The sequence below is a fragment of the Mycobacterium sp. ABE4_509 genome (assembly GCF_056160785.1).
In genome coordinates this window covers 27,242-42,694 of the sequence record NZ_JBSWXU010000002.1, presented here as the reverse complement: position 1 = coordinate 42,694, position 15,453 = coordinate 27,242, and the positions used below count along the sequence as shown (strand labels likewise).

Below are 15,453 nucleotides of genomic sequence, written 5' to 3'. Positions count from 1 at the left end.
GCTACTACACACGGGATCAGCCGCGAATACTCGCGCGGTTGCTCGCGGGGAAGGTGGTAGACCCTCGCCCGTATTCGGGCGAGGGTTCCGAGGCCGACCGTACGTCGGCCGCCCAGGCCGCGAAGGCTGCTGGCACGTCACGGGATCTCCGGCGACCGCCGCCCAGGGCCCTCGCTGCGACCTGCGGAAACAGTTTTGTGGGCCCGGCAACAATTTTCGAGAGCCCGCTCCACCTACCAGGTATAACGGCTGTGTGACGCTGTGCCACAACACTATTGGTGAGTAATAAGCTGGAAGTAGTGGGCGAACTGGCGTGTACTGGATGGCACCCATTCGGAACCGAGAGGAACTCCGCACCGATGCCAGCGCCGCGAACCGACGCGCCCCAGGACGCGCCCATCCTGTTCAACAGTGTGAACACTGTCGTTGCCCGAACCTCGATCAGCCGCACGAAAGTCTTCGCCGCCCTCAAGAGCGGCGAGTTGCGATCCATCTTTGTGAACAACCGCCGTCTGATCCCCGAGGATGCCCTGCAGGAATGGGTCGCCGCGCTGGCCGCCGCCAGTACGAAGCCCACCCGCACGCGCGATCGGAATGCCGCGGTCGCGCCTCTTGCCGATCAGCCAAACGCCCCCTGACGCGCCGACCGCGAAGCCACCCTGAATTTTGTTGAGCCGGAAAGGCGTTCATGACGCATAGAAAAGGGCCGGCGGCGGGGCCAGATCCCGCTCACCGCCCCTCCCAACAGAGCCGTACCAGGGCAACGCCCACTGTAGCACCGCGAGCGCCGCACAGAGTCTGCGCCGCAGTGCGATTCGGCACTTGCGCGGTGAATCTCTGATGCCCCGACGAGCCGCCATGTTCCCCACCGAACTGCTAGCCGACGAGCAGTTCCGCAAGCTCAGCCCCCTGGAGCAACTCCTGTTCATGAAGATGTGGATCTCACCCAACCTCAACGGCGCAGGCATCGACGCGCTGCAACTCGGCAAATGGGGTCGCGGATTCACCCCACACTCCAGCGAAGCAGACATGCGCGAAGTCCTCGCCGGTCTCGAAGCACACAATTGGGTGCTCGCCGACTTCGACACCGAGGAGATCTTCGTCGTCCCGTTTATCCGCCTCGACTCATGCAAGCAGCCACAGATCTACCAGTCCGCATGCCGGGCAGTACAAACCGTTCAGTCCGAACACCTACGCGACAAAGCCTTCGAACAACTGCTGATCGTCAGCCCACCGCAGGTGAAGCTCGGCCGGGGCCCAAGCGCCGCCGACACCCAGCAGGCACTTATCGAACGCAACGAGGCGGCCTTCCAAGAGCTGTACCGGTTCATCGAAGCTCGCCGTGACTCCTCCCCCTCCCCCTCCTCCTCAGCCTCAACCACAACCTCACTCTCACCCGCAACCGTCCCTTCGGGAAGCCTTCCGGAAGCCTTCGGGAAGGCTTGCTCCAAGGAGGGATGCGGGGACACTGCCGAGTCCGGGTCCGATCGGTGCGCGTGGCACGGGGGCAGGCGGTGGAAGCCATGAGTCCCGAATGCACTGCTGCGCCACCACGGGCGGCCCGTTCGGCCGTCTCCGGCGATCTGGGGGCCGGGAATGCCCACTGAGACAACCCCGCCGAGCCGTCTCGGCGGCTGGACCCACGCCCAGGCCATCGACCTGCTGCTGACGCTGTCCGCCGAGCTGCCCGAGCTGCAGGCCGAACTCGACGGCCTGGAGCAGACCGCCGTCGAAACCGCCGAGGCACTGACGTTGGCGTGGTCGAAGTCCTACCTCGCCGCTAGCGGCCCGCAACACCACCGCCACGCCGTCGCCGACGCCGCCACCACCGACGAGCGGTTGGCAGCCAAGTTGGCCGACACGCTCGTCCGCGCCCAGCGCCGCAAGATCGACACCTTGCAAACCCGCATCGGCGTCGGCCGCACCGTAATCGCCAGCCTCAGAGCAGAATTGGAGCTAGACCGCGCATGACCATCGCAAACGGCCACGACAGCGCCATCTCAGTCACCAAGCAGAACCACGCCACCCACCAAGCACGGCTGACCGCAACCAACAGGAGGTAAACCTGAGAATGACCGATTTCGACCCCACCGAGCGTCCCTCGTCGCGCGAGATCCGCGATGTCGGCGAATTCACCATGAGCGCTGCCGTCTACACCGTCGCGCTCAAGCGCGGCGACGAAACCATGTGCGACCAGCTGTGGCAGGCCGTCGCCGACGACGGCCGCCAACGCGAACTGTTCGACGCCGCCGCCCGCCTCATCGCCCAATCGTGGGGCCTCGACCTGGACCGGCCCGAAACCTTCCTGGCCGTCGACCGGTTCATCACCCACCTGCAGCAGTCGATCAGCGACAGCGTCGCCCGGCGCGAATCCGAGGAGAACAACTGAGATGACCATCAACCGCAAGCGCACCCGCAACGGCCACGACTTCCAGCAGCCCGACGAGCCCAAGCCTGGAGTGCCTCTGCCGGTCCTCGATGTCAACGAGCTGATCGGCGCCCAGCTCGTTGCCCTGGCCGTCGTCGAGAAGCGCGGCACCAGCATGGAACTGGCGGGCCGCTACTTCGACGACGACAAGACCGTCGCCGTCGCCGCCCGGGCTGTATTGGCCTGTGTCGACGCATGCCCGTCGTTGAGAACAGCCGAAGCCTTGTCCCGGCTGGCCACCCGGCTGGGCGAGCTGCACGAGACCGAGAGATTCTGTGAGGAGCACCGCCATGTCTTCGACCGCCACTAACGCAGCGCCGCCGCCCTCGCCGGACGGGGCACCTGGCCAGGACCCCGACATGCCATCGGCACCACAGGGCGGCGACACCGCTGCGGAGTCGCCGCCTAGCGGCGAACCGTCCGAGGCCGATCCTACGGGCGAGCCCGACAACGCCAAGGACGCGCGCTACCGGCAGCGGTTGCGCGACGCCGAAGCCGAACTGGAGGGCCTACGGCCGGTGGCCGAGGAGCGCGACCGGCTCGCCGAGCGGGTGCGTGAGTACGAGCGCCGCGACATCGCCACCGAACACGACGTGCCCGTCGACAAGGTCAAGGGCGACACCCCCGAGGAGATGCGGGCCAGCGCCGAGGAACACCGCGCCGACATCGACGCCGCCGTGCAAGCCGAGATGGCCCGGCGGGGGGTCAACCCCGCCGCCCCGGCCGGGCTGGTCACCAGCGACGGCCGGGCACCGGCAGGCGGCCCGTCGTTCGTTGACGCGTTCAAACCGAAGCGCACTTCGGAGTAGAATCACGGGTCGAGGGTGATCCTGGTGGTGCCGGGCACCCTCGACCGGCCTCTCGTGGTCGGGGCCAGCGCCGGGCAGCGGGGCCGAACGAATCCACAAGAATCGTTCGCGGCGCGTCATCGTGCCGTAGTAAGGCTGGCCCACAATGGCTTTCACCCACAAGACAACCACCTCGGCGGCCGCCTGGTCGCCCGACGTTTTCTCGTTCGCGCCCGGCGACGCCGTCGGCGATGCCGTCATTCTGGAGTGCTCCAGTGTGGGCGCCACCGTGGAGGGCGACGACCCGGTCGTGAGGGTCGCCTACATCGACGATGACACCGCCCAGTTCTCCGCTGAGGGTGCCGAGATCCCCGAAGCCGAGCCCACGCTCAGCGAGGCCCTTGTCTACACCTCGAAGGCCACCATGCTTGTGCGGCTGTCCCGCGAGCAGTTCAACCAGCCGCAGACCGCCGAGCAGATCTCGCAGTCAGTGGCCCGCGCCCTGACCCGCAAGGGCGACGCCGCGTTCCTCGCCCAGGTCGACCCCAGCCCGGCCAGCGCGCCGGTCGCCGGTGTGCTCAACACGGGCAACGTCATCGACGCGGGCGTGATCGCCGACGACCTCGACGGCCTGGTCGACTTGATCGCCCTCCTGCAGTCCAACCGGGCCACCCCGACGCACATCGTCCTCGACCCGCTGGGGTGGGCCGAATTCCGCAAGCTGAAGACCGGCGTCGACTACAACAGCTCGCTGCTGGGGGCGGGCACCACCGACGCGGTGGAGCGGCTCCTGTCGCTGCCGGTGATCGTCAACAAGGAGATGACCGCCAACAGCGGCTTGGTCATCGACAGGTCGGCCATCGTGTCGGCCGTCGGCCCCGTCAACGTGGCCACCGACGACTCGACGTACTTCACCAGCGACAGCATCGCCTGCCGTGGCACGTGGCGCTTCGGGCACGTCGTGGTACGGCCGACGCGCATCGGCAAGTTCACCATCGGCGGCGGCTCGTAACAGGCTGCGCCGCAGCGAGTGCCCACCGCTGGCCCGGCCGCAGGTGGGGCCCGGCCCGACGGGACTTTGCGGGATGCGTTGGTTGGCGCATCCACCGCCGGGTCGGGCACCCCCCCAGACGCCCTGGCAGCGCGCACCCGCCAGCGCTGGCCAGGGCGCGCCGGTGACCCCGGGCGTGACGCTCGTTGTGACAGACAGACTCCCCACGCCCGGGGGTCACCACCAACACCGAGGAGCACCATGCCACGCGCCCAGCGCCAGTGCCCCATCCAGGGCTGCACCAACCGCATCCGCTCACCGCAGAAACGCTGCCGCGAGCACTCCGGCTGGAACACCAGCCCACGCACCGCCAGCGCCGCCGCCACCGAGCGCCACTACTGGCGCACCGTCATCCGCCCGCAAGCCCTGCAGCGCGACAACTACCTGTGCCAGCTGCGCTACCCCGGCCGGTGCGTCGGCACCGCCGACCAGGTCGACCACATCACCCCGGTCGCCGACGGAGGGCCGGACAGCCTCGACAACGCCCGATCCTGCTGCGGCCCATGTCACCGCCACCACACAGCAGTCGATGCCGCGAACAGGCGACACAGCAATTGAACATGCAGCACCGCGAGAACAGAAGCCGCCCAACCGATCACGGTGTGAATCGGATGGGCGGCCCCCGGGGTGCCTAGCGCGCGCCAGTCAGTTCGTCCTCGACCATTCCGAGATCCAAACCTGACGCGACTGCACCACGAGACTCGACATCGACGAGCATGTACGGCCCGTACTGCCAGTAGTCCCGGTTGGTTTCACGCAGCTTGATCAGCCGGAGGCCGCTCTGAGAGGCCCGGCGGCGCAGCTGCCGTTCTGATGCTGACATAGCAGTCTTCTTTCCCCGGGCGGGTCACTTGCCCGCTCGGAAAGCTCCATTGGGACGCTTCGACTACTTCGAAAGAGGGCCGGACATAGCAGTCTTCTTTCCCCGGGCGGGTCACTTACCCGCTCGGAAAGCCTTCCACGCCATTGGGACGCTTCGGCTACTTCGAAAGAGGGCCGGACCCCTGCACCCCTACGCACCCAAGGTGCGCCTGCCATACCTAACCGCGACGGTGGGTCCGAAGACCGCTTCAACCGGAGGTCCGGGCACCGACACTACACGATCAGTGGATAACCCCAGGTCAGGAGCGTCTCACCCGGCAGACCGGTGATCATCACCGACCTGCACCACATCGACCAGCACCAACACGCCGACACACCCCCGAACCCCCTCCCCCCACCCCACCAGCACAGTCGGCGCGGACTGCCAATTTCCCTGCTTACAGCTCTAGGATTCCCGGGCGGGCCTGCGATTCATAATGCGGAGTCGGCCCACTCTCCGCTCTCATGGTGCGGGCCGGTACGTTCCACCCCAATTGGTTACCGTCGGCGCATACGCCCTAGATCGGGTCGCCGCGCGATCCTAAGCAGCTCTACCCATTCCGACGGGTAGAGCACCTGCACAGTTGGATCAAGCTCGTCGGCTACGTAGGATTCGCGAAAATCCCTGTCTCGGGTGACACAGAAGCGGCGCGATTCCGTGACATCGCCAGCTAGTGCCGCAGTTCTCATCACACATCCGTCTTCATAGTCCAGCGGAGGGAAATTCAACGGGGTCAGAATCCTGCCCACGGAGCCTCCGCCGCTCAGGTCGAAGACGAGCGTATTTACCATCTCGTCGTGGAGGTCGACCGCGTTGCCGTGTGACCAGGCCACGTTGGCGGTATCACGAATGTTCTGGTGCACCTTGGTGATCGTCAGATTGTCGATGTGTTCGGAGGTCCACACCTCAAGCTTCTCGCCGGTCCCCACTGTGCCCGATCGCGACATCGCGACCGCCCGCAGACTATCGAACGCCGCGTCTTCATGGTGTGGAACTGGGTCGTTCATGATGCGCCCGGCTACAGCGTCGAACTTCGACCACGTGAACGGCTGCGTAATTAAGCCCGCGATGTCCACGTAGATGTTGACGTCAAAGACGACAACTGCGGGAGGTTTGGACACGCTTCAGCTTTGACGGCCCTTATCGTCCTGGCCGGATGCGCGTACGGCTCCGTGCGACCGTCGGGTAGTCGCAGACCGGCGGGGTCTCCGACTGGCCCTTGCCGATCACTGGTGTGTCGGCAGGCCTGTGAAGAGGCCCGTATAGGTAGGGCTCAGCCAACTCCCTAATCCCGCACTCCGACGCCGGGACTGTCGGGGCGCGACGGATTGTCCAACCCCCGGTCATCAAGTCATCGTCGTCTTCGTCACACCATGGTCGACGGACGGCAAGCTGCGTACTCACCATCTATTTCGCCTCCTCAACGGCATGTTGGAAAAAATCTGCAAGATTCGTTCCGACTGTAGTAGCAGTCTGTTTAGCCTCTGACGCGAGATTTAACACATCTGAGACATCGGTCACTTTTGCGACTTTTCGCCAAATGCCCCGCTGATCAGTGAAAACTGCGACCGGCGGTATTTTTCGGGACTGCAGAGACCTACGTGTCAGCGATGACTGGCTGTCTCGCCCGTCCACGCGGCTCATGTCCGGCTCAGCTAACCTCGTCACCAGTTCCTCGCCGCTAACAATTCCCCACTCCACCTGCAGTTTCATCGTATCAGAAAGCAGATCGAAAAGGGCCGACCCATCCTTCACCGCAAATCTATCGGGATCGACCCCGGCCCCGCCGACCGACTTCCCGAAGGCGCTCATAGCGTGCGCGCAGTCGTCGTCCAACTGCGTCGTGCCAGTCGCGTAATAGCGAGTGGCGAGGACATCCCGGGGCTCCATCACTTCAAAGGTGCCGACGATCGCCTGCTCCAGCAGCTCTACGCTGTTGCCTGATGCGCCCGACTCAACAACCATCCCCGATCGACTGACGGAAATCCTCAGGTCTGGAGCGACCAGCGCAACACCCACGTGCTCGTCTGAGTCGTTGGCGACGAAGGCGACCGGCTCCGTATTCGCCTCTAGCCAGTCGAGGAGTTCCGACCGTCGTCGCTGGTAGGTGAGGATCGGCGTCCACCTGAACTGGACGCTGAGGAACCAGCCCTCGTACATGCCGCGAAGCCTACCCGCCGACGTGCGGCTCATCAGGGTGACCCACAAAGAAGGCGATGTTGGTCCCACGTGTCGCACTAGGCGAATCGACCGCCGGTCGGCGGGCACCACGCTGAAGGTGACCCTGCTGAGCCTGGTGGTGGCACGGGGGGGGCTACGGCGTTGGCCCGCCTTGCCGACCATTGATGGCCCCTGGCTTGTCCCGATTTCGGGACCGGCTCGCCCGGGGCCTCAGTGTCACGACGTTGTCACAACTCAACCGAAACTCCCTGGGACTACCCGGTACCCTGTGGGACAGGAACGCCTGGTCAGGACGGTTATGGTGTACTGCTGGGAACCGGCGGGGACCCCCTTGATCTGACTACGGATCAGAAGGTTAGGGGTTCGAATCCCTTCGGGCGCGCTTTTTAATCGGTCTATGGCCGATAGCGACACTCCCTGGGAACCGCCGCTGGCGGGTAGCGAGGCCGAACATCTGCTGGGCGCGCTCGAGCGCCTGCGCGCAACGTTTCTGTGGAAGACCGACGGGCTGGACGCCGCCGGGCTGGCTCTGCGGATCGGGGCGTCGACGCTGACGCTGGGCGGCCTGCTCAAGCACATGGCGATCAACGAGGACTTCATCACCACCACCAAACTCACCGGCGATCCGGTCGGCGAGCCGTGGGAGTCGCTGTTCGACGGCGCCGAGGACTGGGAGTTCACCTCGGCGGCCGCCGACACCCCGAACAGCTCTACGCGTTCTGGCGCGACGCCGTCGGGGGTCCCGCGCCCGGCTGGCCGCGGCGCTGGCGCGTGGCGGGCTGGACCAGTTGGTGGCGGTCAGCGACAACGACGGCGAGCATGCGAGCCTGCGCCGGCTGCTGTGCGATCTGATCGAGGAGTACGGCCGGGCCTCACCGGTCATGCCGACCTGCTGCGCGAGGCGGTCGACGGCCGGGTCGGTGAGGACCCGCCGCCGGGTTGGCGCCCCGCCGCACCGGTGCCCGATCTCCTAGGGTGAGGTGGTGCGCCTTCTGCTGATCGCCGACACGCACCTGCCGAAGCGAGCCAAGAACCTGCCCGACGAGGTCTGGTCGGCTGTCGACGAGGCCGACGTGGTGATCCATGCCGGGGACTGGGTGGAACCCGCCCTGCTCGACGCGCTAGAGGCGCGGGCGCAGCGCCTGCTGGCCTGCTGGGGCAACAACGACGGTGCGGAGCTGCGCCGTCGGCTGCCCGAGCGCGCCGACGCGATCCTCGGCGGGTTGCGGTTCACCGTCGTACACGAAACCGGGGCCGCCACCGGCCGCGAAGCCCGAATGGCCCGCGAATATCCCGACACCGACGTGCTGGTGTTCGGGCACAGCCACATCCCGTGGGATACGGTCGCCAAAACCGGTCTCCGGCTGCTCAATCCGGGCTCGCCGACCGATCGGCGGCGCCAGCCGCATTGCACTTATATGACCGCCTCGGTGCGTTCGACGTCCCTGACCGACGTCCGGTTGCACCAGCTGCACCGTGATGGCTGAGCGGGTCAGCCCCGGTCGACCTTCGCGTGGTGCGCACCGCACATGAACAGCGCCAGCCGCACCGGCACGTCGCCGGGGTTGCGCCAGCGGTGCCGGGTTCCGTTCTGGACGACGGTGTCGCCCGGGTGCAGCGTCACCTCGGCGCCGTCGTCGAGTTCGAGGATCGCGGTTCCTTCCAGCACCACCTCGAAGTCGATGGTGTCGGTGGTGTGCATCCCGGGATCGTCGCGCTCCAGGTAGGCCAGCAGCCCCGGCAGTTTCGCCTCGGCATCGGCCACCGCCTCCTCGGCCGACAGCCCGGACGCGGCGGGTTCGGCGCTGCCCGGCGGCAGCGTGAACGTCGAGAACCGGAAGCCGCCGACCGGCGGAAAATAGGTGTGCCAGTTGGGCATCGCGCCGTCATCGGGGAACTTTGATACCTGGTCCGCGCCCCACAGCAGGGTGAACTCGGCGCCCGGCAACAGCATGGGTTCCCGGGGTGCGACGGTGCTGTCGCTGACGAATACGGACTTGCCGGACGCGTCGTGCCCGGTCACTACTCGGCGGACATCCATTGCCCCAGTGAACCACCGCCGGTGGGGTTCCCGTGGCAATGTTGCGCATATGCAGAACAAGCCGCCGACCGCGACGATCGAAGCCGCTCACCGCGACCACCTGGGGCACCTCCCCTTCGACGACACCAGAGATTTCGAGGACGCCGACCGCGGGTTCATCGCCGCGCAGTCTCCGTGTGTCATCACCGCCGCCGACGGGCGGGTGGTGTGGGACAACGACGTCTACAGCTTCCTGACCGGCGACGCACCGGCGACCGTGCATCCGAGCCTGTGGCGGCAGTCGAAGCTGGTGGCCAAGCAGGGTCTCTACGAGGTGGTCGAGGGCATCTACCAGGTACGCGGATTCGATCTGTCCAACATGACCGTCATCGAGGGGGACACCGGCATCATCGTGATCGACCCGCTGGTGTCCACCGAGGTGGCCGCGGCGGCGCTGGCGCTCTACCGCGAGCACCGGGGCGACCGGGCCGTCACCGCTGTGATCTACACCCACAGCCACGTCGACCACTTCGGGGGCGTGCTGGGTGTGACATCGCAGGCCGACGTCGACGCCGGCAAGGTCGCGGTGCTCGCCCCGGAGGGTTTCACCGAACACGCGGTGCAGGAGAACGTCTACGCCGGCACCGCGATGGCGCGCCGGGCCGGCTACATGTACGGCGCCGCCCTGGAGCGGGGCCCGCAGGGACAGGTGGGCTGCGGTCTGGGTCAGACTCCGTCCACCGGTGAGGTCGCGATCATCGTGCCGACCGTCGACATCCGCGAGACCGGCGAGAAACACACCATCGACGGGGTCGAGATCGAGTTCCAGATGGCGCCGGGCACCGAGGCCCCCGCCGAGATGCACTTCTATTTCCCGGGTTTCCGCGCGTTGTGCATGGCCGAGAATGCCACCCACAACCTGCACAACCTGCTGACGCTCCGTGGCGCGCTGGTGCGCGATCCGCACGGCTGGGCCGGTTACCTCACCGAGGCGATCGACACCTTCGCCGACCGTGCCGACGTCGTGTTCGCCTCACACCACTGGCCGACCTGGGGCAAAGACCGCATCGTCGAATTCCTTTCCCTGCAGCGGGATCTGTATTCCTACCTGCACGATCAGACGCTGCGCCAGCTCAACCAGGGCTACACCGGCATCGAGATCGCGGAGAACTTCGCGATGCCGCCGGCACTGGAGCGGGCCTGGCATGCGCACGGCTACTACGGGTCGGTCAGCCACAACGTCAAAGCCGTCTATCAGCGCTACATGGGCTGGTTCGACGGGAATCCGGCACGGCTGTGGCAGCATCCGCCCGAGGCGATCGGGCCGCGGTACGTGGCGGCGATGGGCGGCATCGACCGGGTCGTCGAGCTCGCCCAGACTGCTTTCGACGACGGCGATTTCCGTTGGGCGGCGACGCTGCTCGACCACGCGATCTTCACCGATGAGAACCACGCCGGCGCCCGGCAGCTGTACGCGGACACCCTCGAGCAGCTGGCCTACGGATCCGAGACCGCGACGTGGCGCAACTTCTTCCTGGCCGGGGCCACCGAGTTGCGGGACGGCAACTTCGGCACCCCGACCACGACGTCGACGACGATTGCGGCCCAGCTGACGCCTGAGCAGCTGTTCGACGTGCTGGCGATCAGCATCAACGGTCCGCGGGCCTGGGACCTGGATCTGGCGTTCGACATCACGTTCGGCGGCGACGACAACTACCGGCTGACCCTGCGCAACGGGGTGCTGGTCTACCGCAAGGTGGCCGCCGATGCGTCGACCGCGCAGGCGACGCTGAACCTGGCCAGCAAGCTGCGCCTGATCAGCCTGCTCGGCGGTGACTTCGACTCGCCGGGGCTGGCGATCACCGGAGACGGCGCGGCGTTGCAGGCACTGACATCGGTGCTGGACCGGCCCGATCCGTCCTTCAACATCGTCACGCCGTAGGCGGGCGCGCCGACATCGTCACGCCGTAGGCGGTCAGGCCCCGCCGTCGGCACGCACGATCGACCCGGTGGTGAAACTCGACGCGTCCGACATCAGAAACAGCGCGGCGCCGACGATCTCGTCAGGGCGCCCGGCGCGCTGCAACGCGCTGCCGGCGAACGGGTTGTCGACGTCGTCGAAGTCCCAGGCCGCACTGATGTCGGTGAGGAACGGTCCCGGCATCAGCGTGTTGACCCGCACCGTGGGTCCGAACGCCCGCGCCAGCCCCTCGGTCATCGCGTTGAGCCCGGCCTTGGCCGCGGCGTAGGGGATAAACGAGGGCTGCGGCTGCAGCGAGCCGTGGGTGCTGACGTTGATGATCGAACCACCGCCGTCGGCCGCCATCCGTTCCCCGACCAGCGCCGAGAGCCGGAACGGGCCCTTGAGGTTGAGGTTGAGCACCACGTCGAACAACTTCTCCGAGACGTCGGTCAGTTTGTCGTACACCGGTGACATGCCGGCGTTGTTGACCAGCACGTCCACCCGGCCGAACTCGCCGTAGGCGGCGTCGACCAACCCGTCGAGCTCGTCCCACCGGCCGACGTGCACCTGGTACGGGAAGGCGCGGCGGCCGGTCTGGGCGGTGATCTCCTCGGCGGTCTCCACGCAGGTTTCGTACTTGCGGCTGGCGATGACGACGTCGGCGCCGCAGCGCGCCGCGGCGAACGCCATCTCGCGGCCGAGGCCGCGGCTGCCGCCGGTGATCAGCACCACCCGCGAGGTCAGGTCGAACAACTGGTCGGCATAGCCGCTGGAATCACTCATGCTGCACCTCGCGGATCTCTTGGGACGCCGAGCGGATCACCCGGTGCACGAATCCCAGTTTGGCCACCACCGGTGGCGGAATGGCCCCGCGCGTAGGTTTCGGTGCCCTGTTCGGGGACCAGCCAGTTGCAGCTCAACGTCGAGTGCTGGGTGCACGGGATCAGTGCCGGCCGTCGACGGTGGCGGACTGCTGGTCGTCGAGTGCCACCATCGACTTCGAGGGCAGGTGAAGGCCCAGCGCAGCCCCGCAGGTGGCGCACCGGGCAGCTTCGAACGGGGCGAACGAGCGGTACACGGGGCAGGCGAAGGCGCGCACGGGCCATATGGTGTCACGGTGCAACTGCTTCTGGTCCGACATGCGCTGCCGCTGCGCAGTGAGCCCGGGCAGGGCTCCGACCCACACCTGTCCGACGAGGGCAACCGACAGGCCGCGCGGCTGCCCGACGCGCTGGCCCGGTTTCCGATCACCCGGGTGGTGAGCAGCCCGCAGGTCCGGGCGATCCAGACCGCCCAACCGGTCGCCGATGCGCTGGGCAAGGCCGTCGACATCGATGAGCGGTTCGCCGAGTACGACCGCGACCTCGGTCACTACATCCCCGTCGAGCAGATCGCCGCGGAGAACCCCGGGGAGTTGCAGCGCCTCATCGACGGGCATCTGCCCAGCAGCGTCGACGAGACGGCTTTCCTGGCGCGGGTCGGGGCCGCCGTCGACGATCTGGTGGGCGCGGCCGGGCACGACGACACCGTGGCGGTGTTCAGCCACGGCGGGGTGATCAACGTGCTGCTGCACCGCATTCTGGGCACCGAGCGGCTGCTGTCGTTCCACGTCGACTACGCGTCGGTGACCCGGCTGCTGTCGTCACGCACCGGGCGGCTGGCGGTCGCCGGGGTGAACGCGACCGAACACGTATGGGACCTATTGCCGCGGAACCAGCGGTGGTAGACAGGTCCGCGTGACCGACCTCGAAGGCCTCGACCTCGCCGCCCTGGACCGACACCTCACCGACGCCGGGGTGCCCCGCAGCGGGGAACTGCGCGCCGAGTTCATCTCCGGCGGCCGGTCCAACCTGACGTTCCTGGTCAGCGACGACGCCTCCCGGTGGGTGCTGCGCCGCCCGCCGCTGCACGGGCTCACCCCGTCCGCGCACGACATGGCCCGCGAGTACCGGGTGGTCGCGGCGCTGGCCGACACCGCCGTGCCGGTGCCGCGGGCGGTGACGATGCGCAACGACGACTCGGTTCTGGGGGCGCCGTTCCAGATGGTGGATTTCGTGCCGGGCCGGGTGGTGCGCCACACCGATCAGCTGGCCGAGATCGGTGATGCCGCCGCGATCGAATCCTGCGTCGACAACCTGATCACCGTGCTCGCCGACCTGCACGCGGTCGACCCCGACGCGGTCGGGCTCGGCGACTTCGGCAAGCCCGCCGGGTACCTCGAACGTCAGGTCCGCCGCTGGGGTTCGCAGTGGGAACTGGTCAAACGCGACGACGACCCGTGCGACGCCGACGTCAAGACGCTGCACGCCAAGCTCGCCGAGACGATCCCGGCCGGCAGCCGGGCCGCCATCGTGCACGGTGACTACCGCATCGACAACACGATCCTCGATCAGGATGATCCGACCAAGGTGGTGGCCGTCCTGGACTGGGAGATGTCGACGCTCGGCGACCCGCTGTCCGACGCCGCGCTGATGTGCGTGTACCGCCATCCGACCTTCCGGCTGGTGCACGCCGACGCCGCGTGGGCCGCCGATCAGATCCCGCCCGCCGACGTGCTGGCCGAGAAGTATGCGAAAGCCGCCGGTCACTCGCTGGCGAACTGGGATTTCTACATGGCTCTGGCGTATTTCAAGCTCGCCATCATCGGGGCGGGCATCGCCTACCGCGCCAGGGAGAGCGGGGTGGCCGATGACAGCGATAAGGTCGAGGAGGCCGTGCGCCCGCTGATCGCCGCCGGGCTGGCCGAACTGTCCTGAACGCCGAGGTTTCGCCGTCGGTGGGCGGCGGGTAGAGGAACGCGTGCCCCAAAAACCCCCTTCGAGATTCCTTTCCCGGATCGGAAGGAAGCGCCCGCCGATGAAACGTGACGTGGGAGCCGAGCTGGACGTGCAGATCACCGCGCCCTCCACGCTCGAGTTCCAGATCGCGGTGTCCCCGCATTCGGGGGTTGAAGTGACCGAGTCGCTGTCGTTCCTGTTGGACGGCAAGGAAATCCGCCCCGATGTTCGCGAGATCACCGGCGAGCACGGCAACCGGATCCACACCCTCGACGCCCCGGTCGGCAATCTGAAGGTCAGCTACGCGGCCACCTTGATCGGGCGGGCCGATCCGGCGCCGGTGCACGATCTCGACCTGTCGACCTATCTGCGGCCCAGCCGTTACGCCGAGGCCGACAAGTTCTTCGGGTTCGCGGCCACCGAGTTCGGTGAGTACGGCGACACGGCCACGCTGTTGGAGAAGGTCTCCTCCTGGGTCGGCACCCGGCTGAACTACGTCCCCGGGTCCAGTGACCCGATCGACGGCGCGGCCGACACGTTGTTGGCCGGCGAAGGTGTCTGCCGTGACTACGCCCATCTGGTGATCGCGTTGTTGCGCGCGGTCAACGTCCCGGCGCGGCTGGTGTCGGTGTACGCGCCGGGCTGCCAGCCGATGGACTTCCACGCCGTGGCCGAGGCGTTCGTCGAGGGGCAGTGGCGGGTGGTCGACGCGACCTGCCTGGCGCCGCGGCAGTCGATGGTGCGTATCGCGACCGGCCGCGATGCCGCCGACACCGCCTGGCTGGATAACCACAAGGGCGCCATCATGGTCAACAACATGGCGGTCACAGCGACCGTCGACGGTGATCTGCCGACGGATTCGGTGGATCAGCTGGTGTCGATCCAGTGAGCCGGCGGCTACAGGCCCGCCTTCAGATTCTTCTTGGCGGCGCGCCGTAGCTGGAAGATGCGCACTGCGCCGACCGCGACGGTCAGCAGGCCGCCGGCCACCGCCGCGAACAGGATGGCCACGCCCAGCGGCAGGCTCCAGCGCCAGCCCAGGAATGCGAACTGCGCCGACTCGGTGTTCTGGGCGATGAAGATCAGCAACACGATCAGCACCAGGAATCCGAAGATCAGCGAACCCCACATGGCGGCGGCCTTGGTGAACTTGACCGCGTCCTCGGGCACCGGCCGCGACCCGGACGGAGGGGTGGGGGAACCGATCGGTGGGGTGGGGGACCCGGTCGGCGGGGTGGACGGCCCATCCGTGACCGGCGGGTCGGACGGTGGCACGTCGGGCGACGCGGACGGATCGCTGGGCATATCTACATTTTTGCCCTTTCGCCCTTCGAATGAAACCACCGCGCAGGTCGCGTTAGGGTCACGAATGGTTCGCAGGCT

General features: G+C 67.2%; 21 protein-coding genes. 14 read left to right on the top strand and 7 right to left on the bottom strand.

The genetic code is table 11. From position 1 onward, the window contains the following. The first annotated feature begins 359 nt into the window (after positions 1–359). The 8 genes from ACXAID_RS00960 (at position 360) to ACXAID_RS00925 (ending at position 4,825) form a co-directional block, all read left to right on the top strand. On the top strand, positions 360–638 hold the full coding sequence (locus ACXAID_RS00960) for a MerR family transcriptional regulator (protein WP_475020298.1): 279 nt from the start codon (positions 360–362) through the stop codon (positions 636–638). Positions 639–858: 220 nt separating this feature from the next. Next, positions 859–1,527, top strand: coding sequence for a hypothetical protein (locus ACXAID_RS00955; RefSeq protein ID WP_475020297.1), 669 nt, complete (start codon positions 859–861; stop codon positions 1,525–1,527). A 69-nt stretch (positions 1,528–1,596) separates the two neighbouring features. After that, positions 1,597–1,971: a hypothetical protein gene (locus ACXAID_RS00950; RefSeq protein WP_475020296.1), complete on the top strand. Its 375-nt coding sequence runs from the start codon at positions 1,597–1,599 to the stop codon at positions 1,969–1,971. A gap of 100 nt (positions 1,972–2,071) precedes the next feature. Beyond that, positions 2,072–2,389 (top strand): hypothetical protein, encoded by a 318-nt coding sequence (locus ACXAID_RS00945; RefSeq protein WP_475020295.1) that lies wholly within the window; start codon positions 2,072–2,074, stop codon positions 2,387–2,389. Position 2,390: 1 nt separating this feature from the next. Further along, complete coding sequence (locus ACXAID_RS00940) at positions 2,391–2,738, top strand: hypothetical protein (RefSeq protein ID WP_475020294.1); 348 nt, start codon at positions 2,391–2,393, stop codon at positions 2,736–2,738. A gap of 49 nt (positions 2,739–2,787) precedes the next feature. Then, positions 2,788–3,237, top strand: coding sequence for a hypothetical protein (locus tag ACXAID_RS00935; protein ID WP_475020293.1), 450 nt, complete (start codon positions 2,788–2,790; stop codon positions 3,235–3,237). Between the two features lie 145 nt (positions 3,238–3,382). Continuing rightward, positions 3,383–4,228: a phage major capsid protein gene (locus ACXAID_RS00930; RefSeq protein WP_475020292.1), complete on the top strand. Its 846-nt coding sequence runs from the start codon at positions 3,383–3,385 to the stop codon at positions 4,226–4,228. A gap of 240 nt (positions 4,229–4,468) precedes the next feature. Further along, positions 4,469–4,825, top strand: a complete 357-nt coding sequence (locus ACXAID_RS00925) for an HNH endonuclease (protein WP_475020291.1) — start codon at positions 4,469–4,471, stop codon at positions 4,823–4,825. A gap of 73 nt (positions 4,826–4,898) precedes the next feature. Here the strand turns inward: ACXAID_RS00925 and ACXAID_RS00920 are convergent, their stop codons facing one another. From ACXAID_RS00920 to ACXAID_RS00910, 3 genes are all read right to left on the bottom strand, one after another. After that, a complete protein-coding gene (locus ACXAID_RS00920; protein WP_475020290.1) occupies positions 4,899–5,090 on the bottom strand; it encodes a hypothetical protein in 192 nt (63 codons plus the stop codon). Positions 5,091–5,626: 536 nt separating this feature from the next. Then, positions 5,627–6,250, bottom strand: coding sequence for a hypothetical protein (locus tag ACXAID_RS00915; RefSeq protein WP_475020289.1), 624 nt, complete (start codon positions 6,248–6,250; stop codon positions 5,627–5,629). Positions 6,251–6,536: 286 nt separating this feature from the next. Next, positions 6,537–7,289 carry a hypothetical protein gene (locus ACXAID_RS00910; protein WP_475020288.1) on the bottom strand — a complete coding sequence of 251 codons (753 nt, stop codon included), beginning with the start codon at positions 7,287–7,289 and terminating at the stop codon, positions 6,537–6,539. A 418-nt stretch (positions 7,290–7,707) separates the two neighbouring features. Between ACXAID_RS00910 and ACXAID_RS00905 the strand changes: the two genes are divergently transcribed. Both ACXAID_RS00905 and ACXAID_RS00900 read left to right on the top strand, forming a co-directional pair. Beyond that, on the top strand, positions 7,708–8,289 hold the full coding sequence (locus ACXAID_RS00905; RefSeq protein ID WP_475020287.1) for a mycothiol transferase: 582 nt from the start codon (positions 7,708–7,710) through the stop codon (positions 8,287–8,289). Positions 8,290–8,293: 4 nt separating this feature from the next. After that, positions 8,294–8,797 carry a metallophosphoesterase family protein gene (locus ACXAID_RS00900; RefSeq protein WP_475020286.1) on the top strand — a complete coding sequence of 168 codons (504 nt, stop codon included), beginning with the start codon at positions 8,294–8,296 and terminating at the stop codon, positions 8,795–8,797. A 5-nt stretch (positions 8,798–8,802) separates the two neighbouring features. On the opposite strand, the gene ACXAID_RS00895 is transcribed toward ACXAID_RS00900, so the two are convergent. After that, positions 8,803–9,351, bottom strand: coding sequence for a cupin domain-containing protein (locus ACXAID_RS00895; protein ID WP_475020285.1), 549 nt, complete (start codon positions 9,349–9,351; stop codon positions 8,803–8,805). Between the two features lie 49 nt (positions 9,352–9,400). On the opposite strand from ACXAID_RS00895, the gene ACXAID_RS00890 reads away from it, so the two are divergent. Further along, the gene (locus tag ACXAID_RS00890; protein ID WP_475020284.1) at positions 9,401–11,272 is read left to right on the top strand and encodes an alkyl/aryl-sulfatase; all 1,872 of its coding nucleotides are present in this window, start codon (positions 9,401–9,403) and stop codon (positions 11,270–11,272) included. Positions 11,273–11,305: 33 nt separating this feature from the next. On the opposite strand, the gene ACXAID_RS00885 is transcribed toward ACXAID_RS00890, so the two are convergent. Further along, on the bottom strand, positions 11,306–12,076 hold the full coding sequence (locus tag ACXAID_RS00885; protein ID WP_475020283.1) for an SDR family NAD(P)-dependent oxidoreductase: 771 nt from the start codon (positions 12,074–12,076) through the stop codon (positions 11,306–11,308). Between the two features lie 160 nt (positions 12,077–12,236). Continuing rightward, positions 12,237–12,392 (bottom strand): hypothetical protein, encoded by a 156-nt coding sequence (locus ACXAID_RS00880; RefSeq protein ID WP_475020282.1) that lies wholly within the window; start codon positions 12,390–12,392, stop codon positions 12,237–12,239. 18 nt (positions 12,393–12,410) lie between these two features. On the opposite strand from ACXAID_RS00880, the gene ACXAID_RS00875 reads away from it, so the two are divergent. The 3 genes from ACXAID_RS00875 to ACXAID_RS00865 all read left to right on the top strand — a co-directional run bounded on the left by ACXAID_RS00875 (position 12,411) and on the right by ACXAID_RS00865 (position 14,959). Then, positions 12,411–13,019 carry a histidine phosphatase family protein gene (locus ACXAID_RS00875; protein WP_475020281.1) on the top strand — a complete coding sequence of 203 codons (609 nt, stop codon included), beginning with the start codon at positions 12,411–12,413 and terminating at the stop codon, positions 13,017–13,019. 10 nt (positions 13,020–13,029) lie between these two features. Further along, positions 13,030–14,049: a phosphotransferase family protein gene (locus ACXAID_RS00870; protein WP_475020280.1), complete on the top strand. Its 1,020-nt coding sequence runs from the start codon at positions 13,030–13,032 to the stop codon at positions 14,047–14,049. A 100-nt stretch (positions 14,050–14,149) separates the two neighbouring features. After that, the gene (locus tag ACXAID_RS00865; RefSeq protein ID WP_475020279.1) at positions 14,150–14,959 is read left to right on the top strand and encodes a transglutaminase-like domain-containing protein; all 810 of its coding nucleotides are present in this window, start codon (positions 14,150–14,152) and stop codon (positions 14,957–14,959) included. Between the two features lie 8 nt (positions 14,960–14,967). Here ACXAID_RS00865 and ACXAID_RS00860 read toward each other — a convergent pair whose 3' ends face one another. Then, positions 14,968–15,375 (bottom strand): LapA family protein, encoded by a 408-nt coding sequence (locus ACXAID_RS00860; RefSeq protein WP_475020278.1) that lies wholly within the window; start codon positions 15,373–15,375, stop codon positions 14,968–14,970. Positions 15,376–15,453: the final 78 nt, after the last annotated feature.

What these genes read in the sequence shown, in the direction of transcription:
- ACXAID_RS00860 (WP_475020278.1), bottom strand. Translation starts at nt 15,375, where the DNA reads ATGCCCAGCGATCCGTCCGCGTCGCCCGACGTGCCACCGTCCGACCCG.
- ACXAID_RS00925 (WP_475020291.1), top strand. Translation starts at nt 4,469, where the DNA reads ATGCCACGCGCCCAGCGCCAGTGCCCCATCCAGGGCTGCACCAACCGC.
- ACXAID_RS00930 (WP_475020292.1), top strand. Translation starts at nt 3,383, where the DNA reads ATGGCTTTCACCCACAAGACAACCACCTCGGCGGCCGCCTGGTCGCCC.
- ACXAID_RS00945 (WP_475020295.1), top strand. Translation starts at nt 2,072, where the DNA reads ATGACCGATTTCGACCCCACCGAGCGTCCCTCGTCGCGCGAGATCCGC.
- ACXAID_RS00910 (WP_475020288.1), bottom strand. Translation starts at nt 7,289, where the DNA reads ATGTACGAGGGCTGGTTCCTCAGCGTCCAGTTCAGGTGGACGCCGATC.
- ACXAID_RS00885 (WP_475020283.1), bottom strand. Translation starts at nt 12,076, where the DNA reads ATGAGTGATTCCAGCGGCTATGCCGACCAGTTGTTCGACCTGACCTCG.
- ACXAID_RS00955 (WP_475020297.1), top strand. Translation starts at nt 859, where the DNA reads ATGTTCCCCACCGAACTGCTAGCCGACGAGCAGTTCCGCAAGCTCAGC.
- ACXAID_RS00905 (WP_475020287.1), top strand. Translation starts at nt 7,708, where the DNA reads ATGGCCGATAGCGACACTCCCTGGGAACCGCCGCTGGCGGGTAGCGAG.
- ACXAID_RS00895 (WP_475020285.1), bottom strand. Translation starts at nt 9,351, where the DNA reads ATGGATGTCCGCCGAGTAGTGACCGGGCACGACGCGTCCGGCAAGTCC.
- ACXAID_RS00960 (WP_475020298.1), top strand. Translation starts at nt 360, where the DNA reads ATGCCAGCGCCGCGAACCGACGCGCCCCAGGACGCGCCCATCCTGTTC.
- ACXAID_RS00950 (WP_475020296.1), top strand. Translation starts at nt 1,597, where the DNA reads ATGCCCACTGAGACAACCCCGCCGAGCCGTCTCGGCGGCTGGACCCAC.
- ACXAID_RS00920 (WP_475020290.1), bottom strand. Translation starts at nt 5,090, where the DNA reads ATGTCAGCATCAGAACGGCAGCTGCGCCGCCGGGCCTCTCAGAGCGGC.
- ACXAID_RS00865 (WP_475020279.1), top strand. Translation starts at nt 14,150, where the DNA reads ATGAAACGTGACGTGGGAGCCGAGCTGGACGTGCAGATCACCGCGCCC.
- ACXAID_RS00940 (WP_475020294.1), top strand. Translation starts at nt 2,391, where the DNA reads ATGACCATCAACCGCAAGCGCACCCGCAACGGCCACGACTTCCAGCAG.
- ACXAID_RS00935 (WP_475020293.1), top strand. Translation starts at nt 2,788, where the DNA reads ATGCCATCGGCACCACAGGGCGGCGACACCGCTGCGGAGTCGCCGCCT.
- ACXAID_RS00890 (WP_475020284.1), top strand. Translation starts at nt 9,401, where the DNA reads ATGCAGAACAAGCCGCCGACCGCGACGATCGAAGCCGCTCACCGCGAC.